A 16,483-nucleotide genomic window follows, 5' to 3' on the forward strand; every position below is an offset into this window, starting at 1 on the left:
TTGCCCCATCCGCTTTTGTAGCCGACCCTCAGGGCTGAAGAAAGTCCACCAACTGCCAACGGCTTGGGGTGTCTGCTGCGTCGATAATCGCCAGTCCGCCCGCCGGGTAACCCTGCGGAATGGTGCTGGCCAAAGCCTGTTCGCCGATCAGCACATGCAGACATTCCTCGATTGCCGGATTATGGCCGATCAGCATGATCGACCCCTGTTGGGAAGAGGAGCGAAGGATTTCCAGATAGGTCTCGGCGCCACCGTTATAAAGCGCATCGACATAGCGGATTTCCACATCCTCTGCGCACATGCTGCGGCGCACGGCATCCGCCGTCTGACGGCATCTGACGGCCGTCGAACAGATCACCAGATCGGGGCGGTAACCTTTGTCGGCAGCCATGCCGGTTATCATCTCGGCATGGGCGTAACCCGTATTGCTCAAGGGTCTGTCGAAATCCTTTTGCCCGGCCCCAGGCCAATCGGCGGCTGCATGCCGCATGAGATAGACCCGGAAAGGTTTGGAGACGGTGACGGTCATGCAGATGGTGTCCGTTGGATCGAAGCCTTACCTATCCCGCCAGTTCATGCGGCGTCAACAGGATGGGTTGTAGCGTCTGGAAGAGGTAAGTGACCCGGCTGGGGACTCTGGGTGTAAACCTTTGTCAAGGGGTTCTGCGACAAATAAGCAACAGAGGCGAAAAACGATGAAAAAATAGTCCTTTAGCTGATTTTTGTAACAGATTTAAAAATCAAGGAAAGCCTTGAGTAAGGCTTGAATGCGACCTTTTCAAAGTATATACGTCCGCCATTGAGATGTTCTTCAGGAGAATCGCGTTGAGTGAGAAGATCAATCTTAGCGACTATGTGCTCTCGGATGACGACGAGTTCATGAACGCGAACCAGCGAGCTTATTTTCGCGCCAAGTTGATCGCTTGGAAAAACGACATCCTGCGTGAGGCAAGGGAAACCCTCGGCCATCTCGCGGAAGAGAGTGCCAATCACCCTGACCTGGCAGACCGGGCATCTTCGGAAACCGACCGCGCAATCGAGCTTCGGGCGCGTGACCGGCAGCGCAAGCTGATCTCCAAGATCGATGCTGCATTGCAACGGATCGACGATGGCACCTACGGCTATTGTGAGGAAACCGGCGAGCCAATCGGCTTGAAGCGCCTCGACGCCCGCCCGATCGCGACCTTGTCGATCGAAGCGCAGGAACGCCACGAGCGACGCGAAAAAGTCTATCGCGACGAATAGAGCAAAAATAGTCAGCGCAGCGTTCAGAAGAAAAGGCACGCAGTGATTTTGCGTGCGTCTTCTGCGCAGAGAAGCATGACTAAGCGCAAGCGTACCGTAGCCGTAAGAGCGCGCTGAAACCCATAACGCCCGTCTATGCGGCTGTTTTTAGAACAGCGTCTTCCGTTTTGGTAGCCTGTTGAAGGTTTTCCAGATCATCGTCAATCGATGCAAAGCCTTTTGCATAAGTCAGTCCGCCGCCGTGGCCTGTTGAGGTACATGGCAGCGGAGTCGATTATGTATTGAATGCCCCTAGTGCACTGACGCATTCACTTCGTTCATGCTTTCGTGCACTCATTTTTTGTTTATGTATCGATTTTTCCAAACTCGGCTGAAGCCTCCGTTTGGATCGATGTACTAGGATATTATGCGTATTAACGCATATAAACGTTAGCCCCCTCTTTAGAGGGTGTCAGGGGCCAACTATCCCTTATGAGATTATCTTTCGGAAAAATTAGTTTTCACCTTTCGTAAGGCGAACTCTAATTCTTGCGCGGAGCGCCCATTTCACCGAAAATCCGGGCGATTTCGTCCTGCAAATTGCCTTCCTTCGGTGCGGGGTCGGATGTCACGGTGGCTTGAGGATTGGCACCGGGCGGCATTCTGATCGGCGCAATGGCACGGGCAACCGGTGGTTCAACGGTTGGTTTTGGACGCGCCGCTGGCTGGGTCAGAATTTCGCCGTCGAGGATCTTTTCAAATTCACTTTTCAGAGTGTCGAGGTCGGGCCCGGAATCTTCCTGCGGGGTTTTCTCGGCAGCAGGCTCAGGTGACAGGTCGATCTCTTCGGGCGGGGTCGGGCTCTTGTAGCGATCTGCGGAAAAAGGTTCGACCCGTGCTTTCAATACCCGTTCGCGCGCAGCATCCAGCAACAGGCTGGCCTCCTGCGGGGATGTCGTCGCTGGCGCAACCCGAGGCTCGGAAACCGGCATCGACACGTCGGCGGGCTTGCTCGCCATCATGGGCGGCTCAACGTCCGGTGCAGTTTCAGCCGGTGCCTCGTTGCGATCAATGCTCGATGGCGGGTTGATAACCGGCGCCGGTGACGGTGGTGGTGGCGAAACAGCGGTCGCAGGCTCGGTGGTGGTGGTCTCGGTTGACCGCGGCTCGGCTCTGACATTGGACGCCATCGGAATTTCCGGGGCCACTGCCGCAGTCAAAGGTTCGGGGGCCGCTTGTCGGTTCTCGTCCTGTGCTACCGCCTGGGTTTGAGTGACTGGAGCCTTTGTTGGTTGAGCATGGGGCGGTTGAACCTGCTGAGGTGCGCGTTCGACGCTCTGTGGACGCTGAATAGTGTCTTCAGGTTTGGACTTTAGCGCAGCGGGGGCTTGCATCGGTTTTTGCCCAAGAGGCTGTGGGGCAGGCGGTGCGGGCATTGCTTGGGCGGCAGTGGATACGGTCTCCTGAGACTGAGCCGTGGTAATCGGTCTCGCAACTGGTTTCTGAGGCGGTGCAGAGACTGGCTGCGGACGCGGCTCTTGTCGGGTCGGTTGGATATCCAGCCGCGATGGCGGGGTCTGCAACGCGGCTTGGGTCGTCGGTTCAGTTTCTTTGACTTGGCGTGAGGCCAGTGCTGCCAATTCCTGAGCCTTGAGGAGCTCCTGGTTCCTGACAAGTGCCTCATTGGCGGCAAGCTCCCCGGCCAGATAGGCCTTCGGCTCGCCAATGCCGCTTTCGACCACGATATCAGTCGGGCCGCCGATCAGGATGAGATGCTCGATATTGTCGCGGCGAATCAGCACCAGCCGGCGACGCGCATCCACGGCGGCGGCATCCAGCACCTGCAAGCGTGGTTGGCGATTGCGCCCACCACGCACGAAGGGCGACGGCGCCCGGTTTTTCAGGATCCACAATATCACGACCAGCACGGCGAGGGCGAGAAACACCCCGCCAGCGGCAATCAGGAAGCGGCTGCCATAGGCGTTGAGAATATCGTCCATCATGGTGGCTGTCTCCGTCCGAGTATCGGTGGTCATTCTACGCAATTTTCGACTTTGCCTTTGAAAAACGAGGCAAAGCTATACGGGCTCTATATGGCGCATCGCACCATGGCCAAGCAAGCTCCGGCATTTATTCCCTGCCTATTTATTGCGATTGCCCACGAAGTGAAGGGGTAAGGTGCCGAAGATCTGCACCAGATTGCGCATCAGAGTGTGGGATTGGCTGTGAATGGTCGGCAATGGTGGCCTTGCTGTGCTTTTTGCTGCCCATTCAAGTTGGTAAAGATGTTGCTAACCGTGATTCCCGGCAATGGCGACGGGACAGGCCGTGCGAGACCAGCTATCGTGGCGGCAATGCTGCCGGATGATAAGGTGCCGGGTGACAAGGCGCCGGATAACAAGGCAAATGAACGCCGAGATGAGGACCGAATGACAAACCAGCAGCAGACAGACGAAAGCGTAGGCCCGCTGGTGGATCGCAGGCCGAGTAGCGGGGCCGCGTTTCGCATCGTCATCCTGGCCTTTGTTCTGCTGGCCGCCGCCGCCGCATTCGTGGTCTTTAAAAACTCCCTGGATAACCAGATCGTGCTGGGTGTGCTCGGCGTACTGGCCATTGTTGGCATTTTCTTTCTGGTCTCGGCGATCATCGGGTTTATCGAAGTCATGCCGCAGACGCCTTCGGACGGTCTGGGCCGCGCCTTCCTTGACAGCCAGAGTGAGGGAACGCTGGTCACCGATCCGCGTGGACACATTATCTATGCCAATGCCGCCTATGGCCGGATGACTGGCGCACGCCGGGCGACAGATGTGCAGACATTGGAAGCGCTGTTGTCTCGCCATCGCGAGGCTGGTGAAGCACTTTACCGGCTGATCAACGGCTTGCGCGAGGACCGGGACGGGCAGGAGGAATTTCGGCTGCTGAAGCCGCTGGGGCCTTTTTCCGACAATGGCTCCGGCGCGCATTGGTACCGGTTGCGGGCTCGCCGTCTGATGGAGAAGGGGCCGCATAAAGGCCTTCAGATCTGGCAGATTGCCGACATTACCGCCGACCGCGACGACCAGGAACGGTTTTTCAAGGAATTACAGAACGCGATCGATTACCTCGATCATGCGCCAGCTGGCTTCTTTTCGGCTGGCCGCAAGGGCGAGATCTTCTATCTGAACGCCACCCTGTCGGAATGGCTCGGCATCGATCTCACGCAATTTTCGCCAGGCGCCATCTATCTCAAAGACCTGGTTGCGGGCGAGGGCATGGCGCTGATCCAGTCGGTACAGGCCGAACCCGGCCTGTCGAAGACCGCGACGCTTGATCTCGATCTGCGCCGAGCCGATGGCCGCAGTTTTCCCGCTCGTCTTGTCCATAGGGTCCGCTCGGCTCGCGATGGCGCGCCGGGGGAGAGCCGGACGATCGTGCTGGCCCGTCAGGAGGTCATTGCCGGTGACCGTTCGGATTCCTCGGCCTCCATGCGCTTTACCCGGTTTTTCAACAATACGCCGATGGCCATTGCCTCAGTGGACGGGCAGGGGCGCATCCTGCGCACCAATGCGCCTTTCCTGAAATTCTTTTCTGATGTCGTTTCCCGGGACGATATCGACCGCAAGATCCGGCTGGATGCCGTCCTGCATGATAACGAGCGTCCGGTTTTCGCCGAGGCGCTGTCGCAGGCGCGCGACCGGCAGGTGGACATTGCACCAATCGATTCGCGCCATCCGCTGGATGACATGCGTCATTTCCGGTTCTACGTGAACGCGGTCATCGACCAGAGCGACGAGGCGCCGGAAGAGGCGGCCATCGTTTACGCGGTTGACGTCACCGATCAGAAGGCGCTGGAAACCCAGATGGCCCAAACGCAGAAGATGAATGCCGTCGGCACGCTGGCCGGGGGTATCGCCCATGACTTCAACAATGTTCTGACCGCGATTCTTCTGTCTTCTGACCATCTGCTGCTTCAGGCGCGGCCTTCGGATTCGAGTTTTGCCGATCTGATGGAAATCAAGCGCAATGCCAATCGCGCCGCCGTTCTGGTGCGCCAATTGCTGGCCTTTTCGCGCAAGCAGACCATGCGCCCGACGGTGCTGAACCTGACCGATGTGATCGGCGACCTGCGCATGCTGGTCGACCGGCTGATTTCAGGCACCAATGTCAAGCTGCATGTGGATTACGGACGGGATCTTTGGCCGGTCAAGGCGGATCTTTCTCAATTCGAACAGGTGTTGATCAATCTCTGCGTCAATGCCCGCGATGCCATGCCGCAAGGCGGCAATATCACCATCAGCACCCGCAATGTCACCGGAGTCGAAGCGGCCGCCTATAATCACCGCGGCCTGCCGCATGAGGATTTCGTCCTGATCGAAGTGGCCGACAGGGGCACCGGTATCGCGCCTGAGATCCTCGACAAGATTTTCGAGCCCTTCTTTACCACCAAGGATGTCGGCAAGGGGACCGGGCTGGGACTTGCCATGGTCTATGGCATCGTCAAACAGTCCGGCGGCTATATCTACCTGGAATCGGAGGTTGGCGAAGGCACGACATTCCGGATTTTCCTGCCGCGCCATATTGTCGAGCCAGTGGTGATCGATGCGACCCTTGCACCTGGCGCGCAAGCCCAGCAGGGCAATGGCCGAGTTCTGGCTGCGTCCGAATCCGAAAGCTCCAAGGAGCCAGACGACCTGACAGGTAAATCCGCCGTGGTTCTGCTGGTAGAGGACGAGGACGCCGTGCGGCGCGGCGGCAAACGCATGCTGGAAACCAGGGGCTATACGGTCCACGAGGCCTGTTCCGGCGTCGAGGCGCTGGAAATCATGGAGGAACTGGAAGGCAAGGTCGATATTGTCGTCTCCGACGTGGTGATGCCGGAAATGGATGGCCCGTCGCTGTTGAAGGAATTGCGCAAGACCTATCCGGATATGAAATTCATCTTCGTTTCTGGCTATGCCGAGGATGCATTTGCGCGAAACCTGCCTGCGGATGCCAAGTTCGGATTCCTGCCTAAGCCCTTCTCCCTCAAGCAATTGGCCATCGCCGTTCGCGAAATGCTGGATGCCTGAACTGACTGTAGATTGAAAATAGGAAGATCAATCACGCGCTCGATGGGGCGCGTGATTGTGCGCGGATCGAGAGTTGAACGGCATATTTGGTGTGACTCTGTTGCTTTAATTGAAAACATTTATTCATGATAATTATATTCGTGCTTGCCACATAGAACACCGCGAAATTGCCTTGAATCGATTTCTATAGAAGGGGCCATTGACCTTGGCTTCGACATCTTTTTTGGATTTGCGAATCGATCACGACATATGGTGCCAAGGCTTGAAGAAAAGGTCGTTATTTTATGACATATATGCTTGCCTGCGCCCTTGCCCGTCGCGAGGCTAAACCTGCAAGTCGCCTGGGCTTGTCAGTGGTTTTTCCTTTGGCAGTGGCTCTTGGTCTTTCCGGCTGCGGATCAGTTCCATTGACGCAATCGGGCTCGCTCAAGTCCTATGACAAGCTGGGCCCTGTCGAGGGCAAGCTCAGCAAATCGCGGGTGTTTCTGGATGAACGGAGCCTTTTGACGGCCCGCTCAATCGCCATTTCACCGACGAAATTATCGCCGCTGGCGCGCGCGAAGCTCCATGAGCAAGGCAGCGACCGGCTGGTTTCCAACGCGCTGGATCGGGCATTGTGCATTGATCTCAGCGACAGGTTTCTTGTGGTTCGCCCCGGCGAACCTGCCGATTTGACCGTGCAAGCGGAGATTACCGACATTGTTCCGACCGGCAAGGTTGCCGCTGGTGTTTCCAAGGTGACAACGCTTGGAACATCCGCCGTCCTGCCGGTCGGTATTCCCCGTCTTCCGATCGGTCTTGGCGGTCTTGCCGTGGAAGCCGAAGCGCTTACCCCGCAGGGAACACAAGTCGCGGCAATCGTCTGGTCCAGGGGTGCGAACTCGATAACCAACGGTCCCCGCGTTTCCGAAGTCGGCGATGCCTATGGTCTGGCCTCAGCCTTTGCCGGCCAGTTTTCGCAGATGCTGCAAAAAGGCCAGAAACCTTCCGGCATCAACCTATCCTTGCCATCAGGGCAAAAGCTGAAATCGGGACTGGGCGGCGCACCCAAGAATGCCGCCTGCGAAGCCTTCGGCCGCGCGCCGGGCATTGGCGGAATGGTTGGAACCATGGTCGGCGCGCCGCCATCCTGGTCGGACAAAGCCGGCAAGCAGTAACGCATACTATCGAGCCTGGAAGCTGTTTTCAGTTTCCAGGTTTCGGTCCACGCCGTCAACTTTTGGATTGGCCTTTATGGCGCAATCCATCCATCAGCAATCCGATCAGCCGATGTGAACGGTCGCGCCATTCCGGGGTGTCGGGCATGGAATAGATACTGGACAAAGCGTGCAGCAGGTCAGCCTCTCCAATATCGTCGCGGATAAGCTGCTGTTCCTGCGCCTTTGTCATCAGCCGGGCTACCGCATCGCGGATTAGGCCAGACCCCTCCGCAAACAGGCTGGAATTGGAATTCATAAGAATTTTCAAACTATTGGCCATGCCGCGTTTGGTGGCGATATAGCCCACGAAACGCCGCATCCATTCCTCCAGCGCCATATCGGCGGGCAGCGTGGTCGCAAGCTCCGTCGCTGCTTCTGCCAGGCTTGACAATTCGCGCCGGTAAACCGCCTCAACGAGATGTTCGCGCGTCTGAAAATGACGGTACAGCGTGCCGATGCCGACACTTGCCTGCCGGGCGATATCCTCAAGCGAGGTTTCAACGCCTTTTTCAGCAAAGGCGAGGGCTGCCACCTCGACCAATTTCTCCCGGTTTCGCTGGGCATCCGCACGCATTTTGGGTGCCTTCGGCGAAGATGTGTTCGAGGCAGCCGATGCCAAAATTCTGCTCCGGGACAATTGGGGCTTGACGAAAGACGACAAACCTCTAGTTTAAACGGAGGCTCCTCCGGTTAGTGGAGCCTTCCAAGTCATAGTCCAGAAGAGGGGAGGATGTCATGTTAAAAATAGTGCGCATCTCCCGTCCTTCAAGTCGGCATCATTTCTGACAGCCAAGGCTGTCCACCATCGCCTTTGAAAATTTTTCGTCCGAGACGGCAAGCCCAATGCGTTTAAGCAAACGCATGGTGCCTATTCACTCTTTTAAGCGACAGCACGGAGCTTATCATGTCAGGAACACTTCATCTCAGCTTGACCATCAACGGCGCGGTTCACGAATGTGACGTTGAACCGCGCGTGACCTTGCTTGACGCGCTTCGCGAACATTTGTCTTTGACCGGCACCAAGAAGGGCTGCGACCAGGGGCAGTGCGGCGCCTGCACCTGCCATGTCGATGGCAAGCGGGTCCTGTCCTGCATGATGCTGGCAGCACAAGCGGAAGGCCATGCGATCACCACGATAGAAGGCGTTGCATCGCCAAATGGCGATTTGCACCCGGTTCAAACAGCGTTTTTGGAACAGGATGCCTTTCAATGCGGTTATTGTACACCCGGCCAGATCATGTCGGCTGTGGCGTGCATCCGCGAGAGTCATGCGGGCTCGGATGCGGAAATCCGCGAATATATGTCTGGAAACCTCTGTCGTTGCGGGGCTTATAACAGCATCGTGGCGGCGGTGCGTGACGCGGCGGAGGCTGCATGATGAAGAGCTTTTCCTATAGTCGAGCATCGTCCATACAAGCAGCGCGGGAGGCAATGCACCAACCAGAAACAGCGCTGCTGGCCGGTGGTACGAGCTTGCTCGACCTTGCTAAATCCGGTGTTGCTGAGCCGGATAATGTCCTCGATATCAGCCATCTGGCCGGACTTGGCACCATTACCGTGAACGAAACTGGAGCCACCATTGGCACCTTGGCCAGAATGTCCACCGTGGCCGATCACCCTGCCATAAAGACGCGCTATCCGGCTGTTGCGCAATCGCTTGCTCTCGCGGCGTCGCCCCAGTTGCGCAACATGGCGACGGTTGGCGGTAATCTCATGCAACGCACCCGCTGTTCCTACTTTCGTGATCCAGGCACATTTGCAGCCTGCAACAAGCGCGCACCGGGTTCCGGCTGTTCAGCCATCGGCGGCGTGACCCGCAACCATGCGGTATTGGGTACCAGCGATCTCTGCATTGCCAGCTACCCCGGCGATCTTGCCGTGGCGCTGACCGCCTTTGATGCCACGGTAGATTTGAGTGAGCGGCAGGTCGCTATCGACGATTTCTTTTTGCCCTATGGCGATGCCCCGCATCTCGAAACCCTGTTGAAGCCAGGGGAGATGATCCTCTCCATCACCATTCCTGCATCTGCTGCGGCGGTAAATTCCACCTATCTGAAAATCCGCGACCGTCAGTCTTATGAATTTGCAGCCGCCAGCGCTGCCGTTGGCCTTGAGCTGGAAGAGGATGGCCGCACGATCCGGGATATTCGCATCGCGCTTGGCGGCGTGGCCAGCAAGCCTTGGCGGGTTCGCGCCGTGGAACAGGCGCTGATCGGCAAGCTGCTGGAGCCGCAAACCGTTGAGCAAGCCAGCCGGCTTTCGATGGAAGGTGCGGTATCGCAGGGCGATAATCACTACAAGATTCAATTGGCGCCGCGCGTGATCGCCCGCGCCATCCTCACTCTGGGAGGTCTCGCATGACAATAGTGACAGCACGCAAGCACGGCGATGCCGCCGATGGTGCGGTCGGTGGCCGTCTTTCACGGTTCGAAGGACAGAGAAAAATCACTGGGGCTGCCACCTATGCGCTGGAATATCCGGTGGAAAACCCTGCCTATGCGGTGCTGGTGCAGAGCACGATTGCGTCCGGTCGGGTGGTGTCTGTTGATACATCCGCAGCGAGCGCTGCACCAGGCGTACTGATGGTGCTGACGCCGCAGGATGATCTCGGTCTGATCACTGCGTCTGATTGGTACGGAAATCGGCCCGATAACCAGCCCTATTATCCCTTGTCGAATACGGTGAGCTTTAATGGCCAATCGATTGCGGCCGTGATCGCTGAAAGCCGGGAGCAGGCAGCAGAAGCAGCCAAGCTGGTTCGTGTAGTCTATGAAGAATCCACTGCAATCAATGGACTAGACGATCCAAATGCTGGTTCAGGCAAGCTGATGGATAATCTGAATGTTTCGTGGGGTGATGCCGAGGCGGCGCTGGCAGCGTCCGCAGTGCGCATCGAGGCCGAATATCGGACCCCGCGCGAATACCATGTCGCTATGGAACCCCATGGCCTGACCGCCCAATGGGACGAGGACCGGTTGACGCTTTGGGAGCCGAGCCAATGGACCCACGGCATGGCACGCAGCTACGCTGAATGGTTCGGCCTGCCGCTGGAGAATGTCCGTATCGTCTCACCGTTTATTGGCGGCGGTTTCGGTTCCAAGGGCGGAGCGCTGGCCTATGGCGCGGTGGCAGCAGCAGCGGCGAAAAAGCTGGGCCGTCCCGTTAAACTGGCCGTCACCCGGCCCCAGAATTTCACCAGTTACGGCGGACGTGCCGCGACGCGCCAGACGATCGCCTTGGGCGCAACCCAGGACGGGATTTTACAGGCAATCCTTCATCGCGGTGCCAGTGAGACATCCACCTACATGGACTATCCTGAGCAGACCGGCGCTGCGACACCGATTCTTTACAAGGTGGAGAATTTCAGTTCTGAGCATCGCGTCGTGCCGGTTAATACAGTAACACCAGGCGCTTTGCGGGGGCCGGGCAAAAATCCCAGCGCCTTCGGCATTGAATGTGCCATGGACGAACTGGCCGCCGCCATCGGGATGGACCCACTGGAAATTCGCCTGAAAAACTATGCCGACCACGATTATCAATCGGGCAAGCCGTGGTCCACGCGCCAATTGCGCGAGGCCCTTACCCAGGGCGCCGAGGCCTTTGGCTGGGCGCGGCGTAGCGCTCAGCCCCGGTCCATGCGCGACGGACGCCAACTGATCGGCTGGGGTATCGGCTGCGGCACGTTTCCAGTCATCCGCGCGCCAAGCGAAGCGATGATCCGCATTTTGGCGAATGGGCGCGTTGAAGTGGTCAGCGGCGCCATAGACATGGGGCAGGGTACCTATACAATCCTTGCCCAAACCGCTTCTGATGCGCTTGGCATGCCAGTCGAGCAGATTGACGTTGTGCTTGGCGATTCCAGATTGCCCGGATCGGCTATTGCCGGTGGGTCGATGTTGGCCGGGTCGATCACTGGCGCTGTCCACAAGGCAGCATTGGCTGCTCGCGACGAAATTCTGGCGCTTGCCCTTAACGACGCCAATTCCCCTTTCCGCGAGACCGGCGCCAATATCCTGACACTGAGCGATGGCCGGATTGCCATGTCACGCGGCGAGGGGCCTTCGATCACCCTGCCCGAGCTGATGACAGCCCTGAACCGCGATGAGATTGAAGTGCGGCGCAATACGCTGCCCGATGATGCCCAAAGCGCCGCCGACCACAAGGGCGCCTGGACCAGCATGTCAAGAGTGCAAGGCCCGACCATGGGCGACTACTCCATGCACAGTTGGTGCGCTCACTTCGTTGAGGTTCGCGTGGATGAGGATTTTGGCACGGTTCGAGTCTCGCGCATGGTTTCCGCCTTTGATTGCGGACGGCTTTACAATCCGAAAATGGTGGAAAGTCAGTGGCGTGGTGGCATCATCATGGGTATCGGCCAGGCGTTGCTGGAGGAGGGGTTGGTGGATAGCCGCAATGGGCGTGTCGTCAACAATAATATGGCGGATTACCTCGTGCCGACCAATGCTGACATTCCCGATATCCAGGTAATTTCAGTGGGCATACCTGACTACGAAGCCTCTGCGCTTGGCGGCAAAGGCGTCGGCGAAGTCGGGATTGTCGGTGTCGCGCCCGCTATCGCCAATGCTGTCTTCCATGCCACCGGCAAGCGTGTCCGCGATCTGCCGATCACTCTGGAAAAGCTCATCTGAGGAAAGATTTCCCTTAAACACGGTCGGCGCTGCCTGTGCCGACGGTATGGCGAAGGGAAAGAAAGTGGTGCCTGAATGAACAATACATCCCAAACAGCCTTCAGGACCTTGGTACCTGAAAGGGCATTTTCGACCGATAGTGCCGCGGATATATTACGGTTCGCGATGGACTGTCTCGACGGCGGGGCAGGCGTCGCACTCGCCACTCTTATAGAGATCCGGGGTGGATCCGCGCGTGCGCTCGGCGCGCATATGGCGATCCGCGACGATGGCCGTTATTGCGGTTTCGTCTCCGGTGGCTGCGTCGAGGCAGCGTTGGCCAGTGAAGCGGTGGATGCTATTGGCGAAGGTGCGGATCGCCACGTATTGTTTGGCGAAGGATCGCCGTTTTTCGATATCGTGCTGCCCTGTGGCGGCGGCATCACCATTGCCATCCACGTTCTTCGCCACAGCGCGCCGATCCGCACCGTGCTTGATGGCCTTGAAAACAGGTCTCCAGCCGGTCTGCGCTACGAACCGTCGAAACAGGCCTTAACAGCAATCGAGGCGCCGAAACGCGCCGGTTGGCAATGCGAAAATTTCGTCACGGTCTACCGCCCAAGGGCGCGGGTTTTTCTGTCTGGCCGGTCTATCGAAGTCGATACGACCGCCAGGATCGCCGAGGCTGCGGGCTATGAAGTCTATCGTCACGATAACGCCAACCTTGAGCCGGATGCCAGCCGGATTGACGCAGATACGGCAGTGGCACTTCTGCACCATGATATCGATTTGGAAATACCGGTTCTTCAGGCAGCGCTTGGTGCTGAGCCTTTCTATCTCGGCGCTCTCGGCAGCGCCAGAACCCATGCGAGGCGGATGGAACGGCTGCGCGACATCGGATACAGTGAAGCCGACTTAGCCCGCATCAAATCACCCATCGGCATCTTCAATAGAGCTCGAGATGCCCAGTCCTTGGCATTGTCGGTGCTGGCTGATCTTGCCGCCACACGAGTTGCCCGGTTCGGGTAAATCTCACTCTTTGGATAGCAATTAGTTCCATAATCTATCTTATCTAACTTTTGTGTGTAACCGGGTGGGTTCTCTTTTCAAATACAGCTAAGGTCTAAAAACGGTTCCGATCGATAACGTGGAACGCTTGGCTGCACTGCTACGCTGTAAGGTCATGAAGATCGGTCGTTATCGCCGCGCCTATTGTGAACTCTGAGAACTGAACATCCAGTCCACCTCGTTCCGGCGTACACGCAGTCAAGCCGACGAGATAACGAGAAGCTTCTGGAAACGGAGCAAGACGAAGTAGCGGCCACACCCTGCCATCTGACGATGCCTGAATGCGCATCGCGCCTTCCTTCAGTGTCACCCGAATATAGAAATCCTCGAGGTCTTTGAAAGGCTGGGACACTGACCAGTCAGATTTCTCGTCGGTGATGACCGTACTCAGGAAGCGTTCTCCATCGGTGAATTCCACACCTGTCTTGACCCAACGATTTTCGTCAATGCGCACCATAAGGCCAGCTTGATCATAGAGTGACCGGAACTCCCCCTGGACGCGGACACACGCTGTGAAACCATCGTCAACGGAAGTACCGAGGAAATGCCCGCTATCGCGCGTAAATCCATAATGGGTCTTGCGCCAGAAATCAGTGTTCGCATCCGTTGTCAGAGTAAGACCAGTTTTTGTGGCCTGCCACACTGCTGGTTGATTGAGCCAGTTGGCCTCTTTGAGATTAACGTCCACGAGGTGTCCTCCTTAAATTGACCTTCGCCCTTCGGAAGCCATTGTGCTGGACCTGAGCGACCGGAAGATCCGCGCTCTGTGCGAACAGCACAAACGTCCCCTAGATATCACCCACATGCATCAGCATCCGTGCAGCAATATTGCGCTCCGAAGGATATCCGAAGGCGTTGTTGATGTAGGTGCGTCCGTCCTTGACGATACGGCGGTTGAGGTGGCTGTGGCCGTAGATATGCAGGTGAGAGCCAAGAGCCGCGATCCTGTCTTCCAGCCGACTGGAGCCAAGCACGGGATAAAGGAAGCGGTATTTTTCCGGCATCCGCTCCGGCATCAGGTCGATGCGTGGCAGGAAATGCGAGAAAGACAGGATCAATGAAAAACCTGACGTATCGGGCTCCGCATTGCCACTGTCGAAATATCGGCTGACCTCGTCATCGGAACCGCCTTCCCAATCACAGCGCCGATAATCCATCCAGGCCTGTTTGAGGATGGAGCCGGGCGGACCAAAGGAGTAATCGTACCAGCCAAACAGCGGGACGATCAGCGTGTTGTCAAATGCCAGTGGTTCCATGCCGATATCCAGATCGGCGCAGGCGACTTTCAGCCGCTGGAACTTGTCGAAGGATGAGCCCTGCCCTTCGGCATCAACCCATAGATCGTGATTGCCCGGCACATACAGAACCTTGAAAAATCGCTGGGCCAGGAGTTCCATGACCGTCTGAAACAGCGCCATGCCGTTTGCCACGTCTCCGGCAACGATCAGCACGTCCTGCCGGTAGTCACGCGTCGAGATCTGCCGGAGCCACTCCATGTTCTCCTGATGGTCTGCGTGAAAATCCGATCCGACAAAAATCCGCATATGCTCTCCAGCTCGATCTGCTGTTCGTTCTCATGTCATTTTTACCCGTTTGCTTCACCCATCATGCGTGAGGACGAAACCACAAGGGCTATCGAAATTCACAATTAAACCACGTCAGCTATTATTCTTGTCCGTCTGCCGGCAACTTTAAATAAAACAACTGTGTCAAATGCCCAACTTAGACTTGATAGCTCGAAAATACTCCCTGTAAATTTCAGGTATCTCACGAAAAAATCGGACTTAACGCGTTTTTATTTTTTAGCGAATCATAAGGTTTGTTATTCTGTTTTGGCGAATGAATCGCATTGATGACGGACATGTTTCCGGGGGCAAATGATATGTCGATTGAACACTTTCTCAGCAATGATTGGCTCAATAATGATTGGGAATCCTGGGCGCTGGAGCGCGCGCACAGGATCATGGTTCAGGAAGGCGCAAACCTTGTCAACGCGGCGCAATGGCTCGATAAGAAGCAGACGGTGAAAACATCGCATCAATTGCGTGATGCCATCCAGCAGTCCCTGATCGAGGCCCTGGCCTTTCGGGCATCGCAGACCGCGATCTCATCCGTCCATCTGTCTGCTGTTCTTGTGTCTGGCCCCAAATCTAACATGGCAGAGCACTGATCAGATCAAACCTTTACGCAGCCTCGATATCACCTCGCGCCCAGCATTCCATGGTCTCGGCCATGAAGTCTTCAAACCTGCCTTCGGCGATTGACTGGCGGATGCCCTGCATCAGTTCCTGATAATAGGATAGGTTGTTCCAGGACAACAGCATGCCGCCCAGCGCTTCGTTGGAACGCACCAGATGGTGCAGATAGGCCCGTGAATAATCCCGCGCCGCCGGGCAGGACGATTGTTCGTCCAGGGGGCGTTTATCCTCCGCGTGGCGAGCATTGCGGATATTGACCTTACCCCGCCGGGTGAAGGCGAGGCCATGACGGCCGGAGCGGGTCGGCATGACGCAATCGAACATATCGATGCCACGCGCGACCGATTTCAACATATCGTCCGGCGTGCCGACGCCCATCAGGTAGCGCGGCTTTTCTGTCGGCAGCACCGGCAGGGTGATGTCGAGCATGCTGAGCATCACCTCCTGCGGCTCACCGACCGCCAGCCCGCCCACGGCATAACCTTTCAGATCCAGTTGCTTCAGCCCTTCGGCCGAACGTATGCGTAAGCCCGGCTGATCACCGCCCTGCACGATGCCGAACATTGCCTTGCCGGGTTGTTCGCCAAAGGCAACGCGGCAGCGCTCCGCCCAGCGCAACGACATTTCCATGGCGCGCTCAATTTCACGCGGCTCAGCGGGCAAGGCGACGCATTCGTCCAATTGCATCTGGATATCGCTGTCTAAGAGGCCCTGGATTTCGATGGACCTTTCCGGCGACATGTGGTGCAGCGAACCGTCGATATGGCTCTTGAAGGTGACGCCCTGCTCATCCAGCTTGCGCAGGCCAGAGAGCGACATGACCTGAAATCCGCCGCTATCGGTCAGGATCGGCTGCGGCCAGCGGATAAGCTCGTGCAAACCGCCAAGCCTCGCGACGCGCTCAGCGCCGGGGCGCAGCATCAGGTGGTAGGTATTGCCCAGAATGATATCGGCACCCCCTTCCCGTACCTGATCAAGATACATGGCTTTGACCGTGCCGACCGTACCGACCGGCATGAAGGCAGGCGTACGGATCGTGCCGCGCGGCATAGTGATTTCGCCAAGCCGCGCCTTGCCGCTGGTGGCTTTCAGGGTAAACGTGAACTGCTCGCTCATTG

General features: G+C 57.3%; 14 protein-coding genes. 8 read left to right on the plus strand and 6 right to left on the minus strand.

Annotation, left to right across the window (positions count from 1 at the left end; translation table 11 throughout):
• Positions 1 to 28: 28 nt before the first annotated feature.
• A complete protein-coding gene (locus tag H1Y61_RS10275) occupies positions 29 to 529 on the minus strand; it encodes a SixA phosphatase family protein (protein WP_156597988.1) in 501 nt (166 codons plus the stop codon).
• A gap of 296 nt (positions 530 to 825) precedes the next feature.
• On the opposite strand from H1Y61_RS10275, the gene dksA reads away from it, so the two are divergent.
• Positions 826 to 1,245 carry an RNA polymerase-binding protein DksA gene (dksA, locus tag H1Y61_RS10280; protein ID WP_041696655.1) on the plus strand — a complete coding sequence of 140 codons (420 nt, stop codon included), beginning with the start codon at positions 826 to 828 and terminating at the stop codon, positions 1,243 to 1,245.
• 521 nt (positions 1,246 to 1,766) lie between these two features.
• Here the strand turns inward: dksA and H1Y61_RS10285 are convergent.
• On the minus strand, positions 1,767 to 3,260 hold the full coding sequence (locus H1Y61_RS10285; RefSeq protein ID WP_210282106.1) for a flagellar biosynthetic protein FliO: 1,494 nt from the start codon (positions 3,258 to 3,260) through the stop codon (positions 1,767 to 1,769).
• Positions 3,261 to 3,653: 393 nt separating this feature from the next.
• Here H1Y61_RS10285 and cckA point away from each other — a divergent pair, with 393 nt between their 5' ends.
• Complete coding sequence (gene cckA / locus H1Y61_RS10290; RefSeq protein WP_180574472.1) at positions 3,654 to 6,272, plus strand: cell cycle histidine kinase CckA; 2,619 nt, start codon at positions 3,654 to 3,656, stop codon at positions 6,270 to 6,272.
• Between the two features lie 284 nt (positions 6,273 to 6,556).
• The gene (locus H1Y61_RS10295; protein ID WP_409363935.1) at positions 6,557 to 7,429 is read left to right on the plus strand and encodes a DUF3313 domain-containing protein; all 873 of its coding nucleotides are present in this window, start codon (positions 6,557 to 6,559) and stop codon (positions 7,427 to 7,429) included.
• 55 nt (positions 7,430 to 7,484) lie between these two features.
• Here H1Y61_RS10295 and H1Y61_RS10300 read toward each other — a convergent pair whose 3' ends face one another.
• Positions 7,485 to 8,045, minus strand: a complete 561-nt coding sequence (locus H1Y61_RS10300) for a TetR/AcrR family transcriptional regulator (protein WP_180572543.1) — start codon at positions 8,043 to 8,045, stop codon at positions 7,485 to 7,487.
• Positions 8,046 to 8,375: 330 nt separating this feature from the next.
• On the opposite strand from H1Y61_RS10300, the gene H1Y61_RS10305 reads away from it, so the two are divergent.
• From H1Y61_RS10305 to H1Y61_RS10320, 4 genes are all read left to right on the plus strand, one after another.
• Positions 8,376 to 8,849 carry a (2Fe-2S)-binding protein gene (locus H1Y61_RS10305; RefSeq protein ID WP_180572544.1) on the plus strand — a complete coding sequence of 158 codons (474 nt, stop codon included), beginning with the start codon at positions 8,376 to 8,378 and terminating at the stop codon, positions 8,847 to 8,849.
• Complete coding sequence (locus tag H1Y61_RS10310) at positions 8,849 to 9,832, plus strand: FAD binding domain-containing protein (protein ID WP_180574474.1); 984 nt, start codon at positions 8,849 to 8,851, stop codon at positions 9,830 to 9,832. Before H1Y61_RS10305 ends, H1Y61_RS10310 begins: the two co-directional genes overlap by 1 nt.
• Positions 9,829 to 12,120 carry a xanthine dehydrogenase family protein molybdopterin-binding subunit gene (locus H1Y61_RS10315; RefSeq protein WP_180572545.1) on the plus strand — a complete coding sequence of 764 codons (2,292 nt, stop codon included), beginning with the start codon at positions 9,829 to 9,831 and terminating at the stop codon, positions 12,118 to 12,120. The genes H1Y61_RS10310 and H1Y61_RS10315 overlap by 4 nt, the downstream gene beginning before the upstream one ends.
• A 75-nt stretch (positions 12,121 to 12,195) precedes the next feature.
• On the plus strand, positions 12,196 to 13,128 hold the full coding sequence (locus H1Y61_RS10320) for an XdhC family protein (protein WP_180572546.1): 933 nt from the start codon (positions 12,196 to 12,198) through the stop codon (positions 13,126 to 13,128).
• A 139-nt stretch (positions 13,129 to 13,267) separates the two neighbouring features.
• Here the strand turns inward: H1Y61_RS10320 and H1Y61_RS10325 are convergent, their stop codons facing one another.
• Entirely contained in the window at positions 13,268 to 13,855 is a 588-nt protein-coding gene (locus H1Y61_RS10325) for a DUF1349 domain-containing protein (RefSeq protein WP_180572547.1), read from the minus strand.
• Between the two features lie 100 nt (positions 13,856 to 13,955).
• The gene (locus H1Y61_RS10330) at positions 13,956 to 14,711 is read right to left on the minus strand and encodes a metallophosphoesterase (RefSeq protein WP_180572548.1); all 756 of its coding nucleotides are present in this window, start codon (positions 14,709 to 14,711) and stop codon (positions 13,956 to 13,958) included.
• A 338-nt stretch (positions 14,712 to 15,049) separates the two neighbouring features.
• Here H1Y61_RS10330 and H1Y61_RS10335 point away from each other — a divergent pair, with 338 nt between their 5' ends.
• Positions 15,050 to 15,337, plus strand: a complete 288-nt coding sequence (locus H1Y61_RS10335; protein WP_235680683.1) for a hypothetical protein — start codon at positions 15,050 to 15,052, stop codon at positions 15,335 to 15,337.
• A gap of 13 nt (positions 15,338 to 15,350) precedes the next feature.
• Here H1Y61_RS10335 and tgt read toward each other — a convergent pair whose 3' ends face one another.
• Entirely contained in the window at positions 15,351 to 16,481 is a 1,131-nt protein-coding gene (gene tgt / locus H1Y61_RS10340) for a tRNA guanosine(34) transglycosylase Tgt (RefSeq protein WP_070164716.1), read from the minus strand.
• Positions 16,482 to 16,483 lie beyond the last annotated feature (2 nt).

The organism is Agrobacterium vitis, assembly GCF_013426735.1.
Lineage (GTDB): Bacteria > Pseudomonadota > Alphaproteobacteria > Rhizobiales > Rhizobiaceae > Allorhizobium > Allorhizobium vitis_D.

What these genes read in the sequence shown, in the direction of transcription:
- H1Y61_RS10275 (WP_156597988.1), bottom strand. Translation starts at nt 529, where the DNA reads ATGACCGTCACCGTCTCCAAACCTTTCCGGGTCTATCTCATGCGGCAT.
- H1Y61_RS10285 (WP_210282106.1), bottom strand. Translation starts at nt 3,260, where the DNA reads ATGACCACCGATACTCGGACGGAGACAGCCACCATGATGGACGATATT.
- cckA (WP_180574472.1), top strand. Translation starts at nt 3,654, where the DNA reads ATGACAAACCAGCAGCAGACAGACGAAAGCGTAGGCCCGCTGGTGGAT.
- H1Y61_RS10295 (WP_409363935.1), top strand. Translation starts at nt 6,557, where the DNA reads ATGACATATATGCTTGCCTGCGCCCTTGCCCGTCGCGAGGCTAAACCT.
- H1Y61_RS10300 (WP_180572543.1), bottom strand. Translation starts at nt 8,045, where the DNA reads ATGCGTGCGGATGCCCAGCGAAACCGGGAGAAATTGGTCGAGGTGGCA.
- H1Y61_RS10305 (WP_180572544.1), top strand. Translation starts at nt 8,376, where the DNA reads ATGTCAGGAACACTTCATCTCAGCTTGACCATCAACGGCGCGGTTCAC.
- H1Y61_RS10310 (WP_180574474.1), top strand. Translation starts at nt 8,849, where the DNA reads ATGAAGAGCTTTTCCTATAGTCGAGCATCGTCCATACAAGCAGCGCGG.
- H1Y61_RS10315 (WP_180572545.1), top strand. Translation starts at nt 9,829, where the DNA reads ATGACAATAGTGACAGCACGCAAGCACGGCGATGCCGCCGATGGTGCG.
- H1Y61_RS10320 (WP_180572546.1), top strand. Translation starts at nt 12,196, where the DNA reads ATGAACAATACATCCCAAACAGCCTTCAGGACCTTGGTACCTGAAAGG.
- H1Y61_RS10330 (WP_180572548.1), bottom strand. Translation starts at nt 14,711, where the DNA reads ATGCGGATTTTTGTCGGATCGGATTTTCACGCAGACCATCAGGAGAAC.
- H1Y61_RS10335 (WP_235680683.1), top strand. Translation starts at nt 15,050, where the DNA reads ATGTCGATTGAACACTTTCTCAGCAATGATTGGCTCAATAATGATTGG.
- tgt (WP_070164716.1), bottom strand. Translation starts at nt 16,481, where the DNA reads ATGAGCGAGCAGTTCACGTTTACCCTGAAAGCCACCAGCGGCAAGGCG.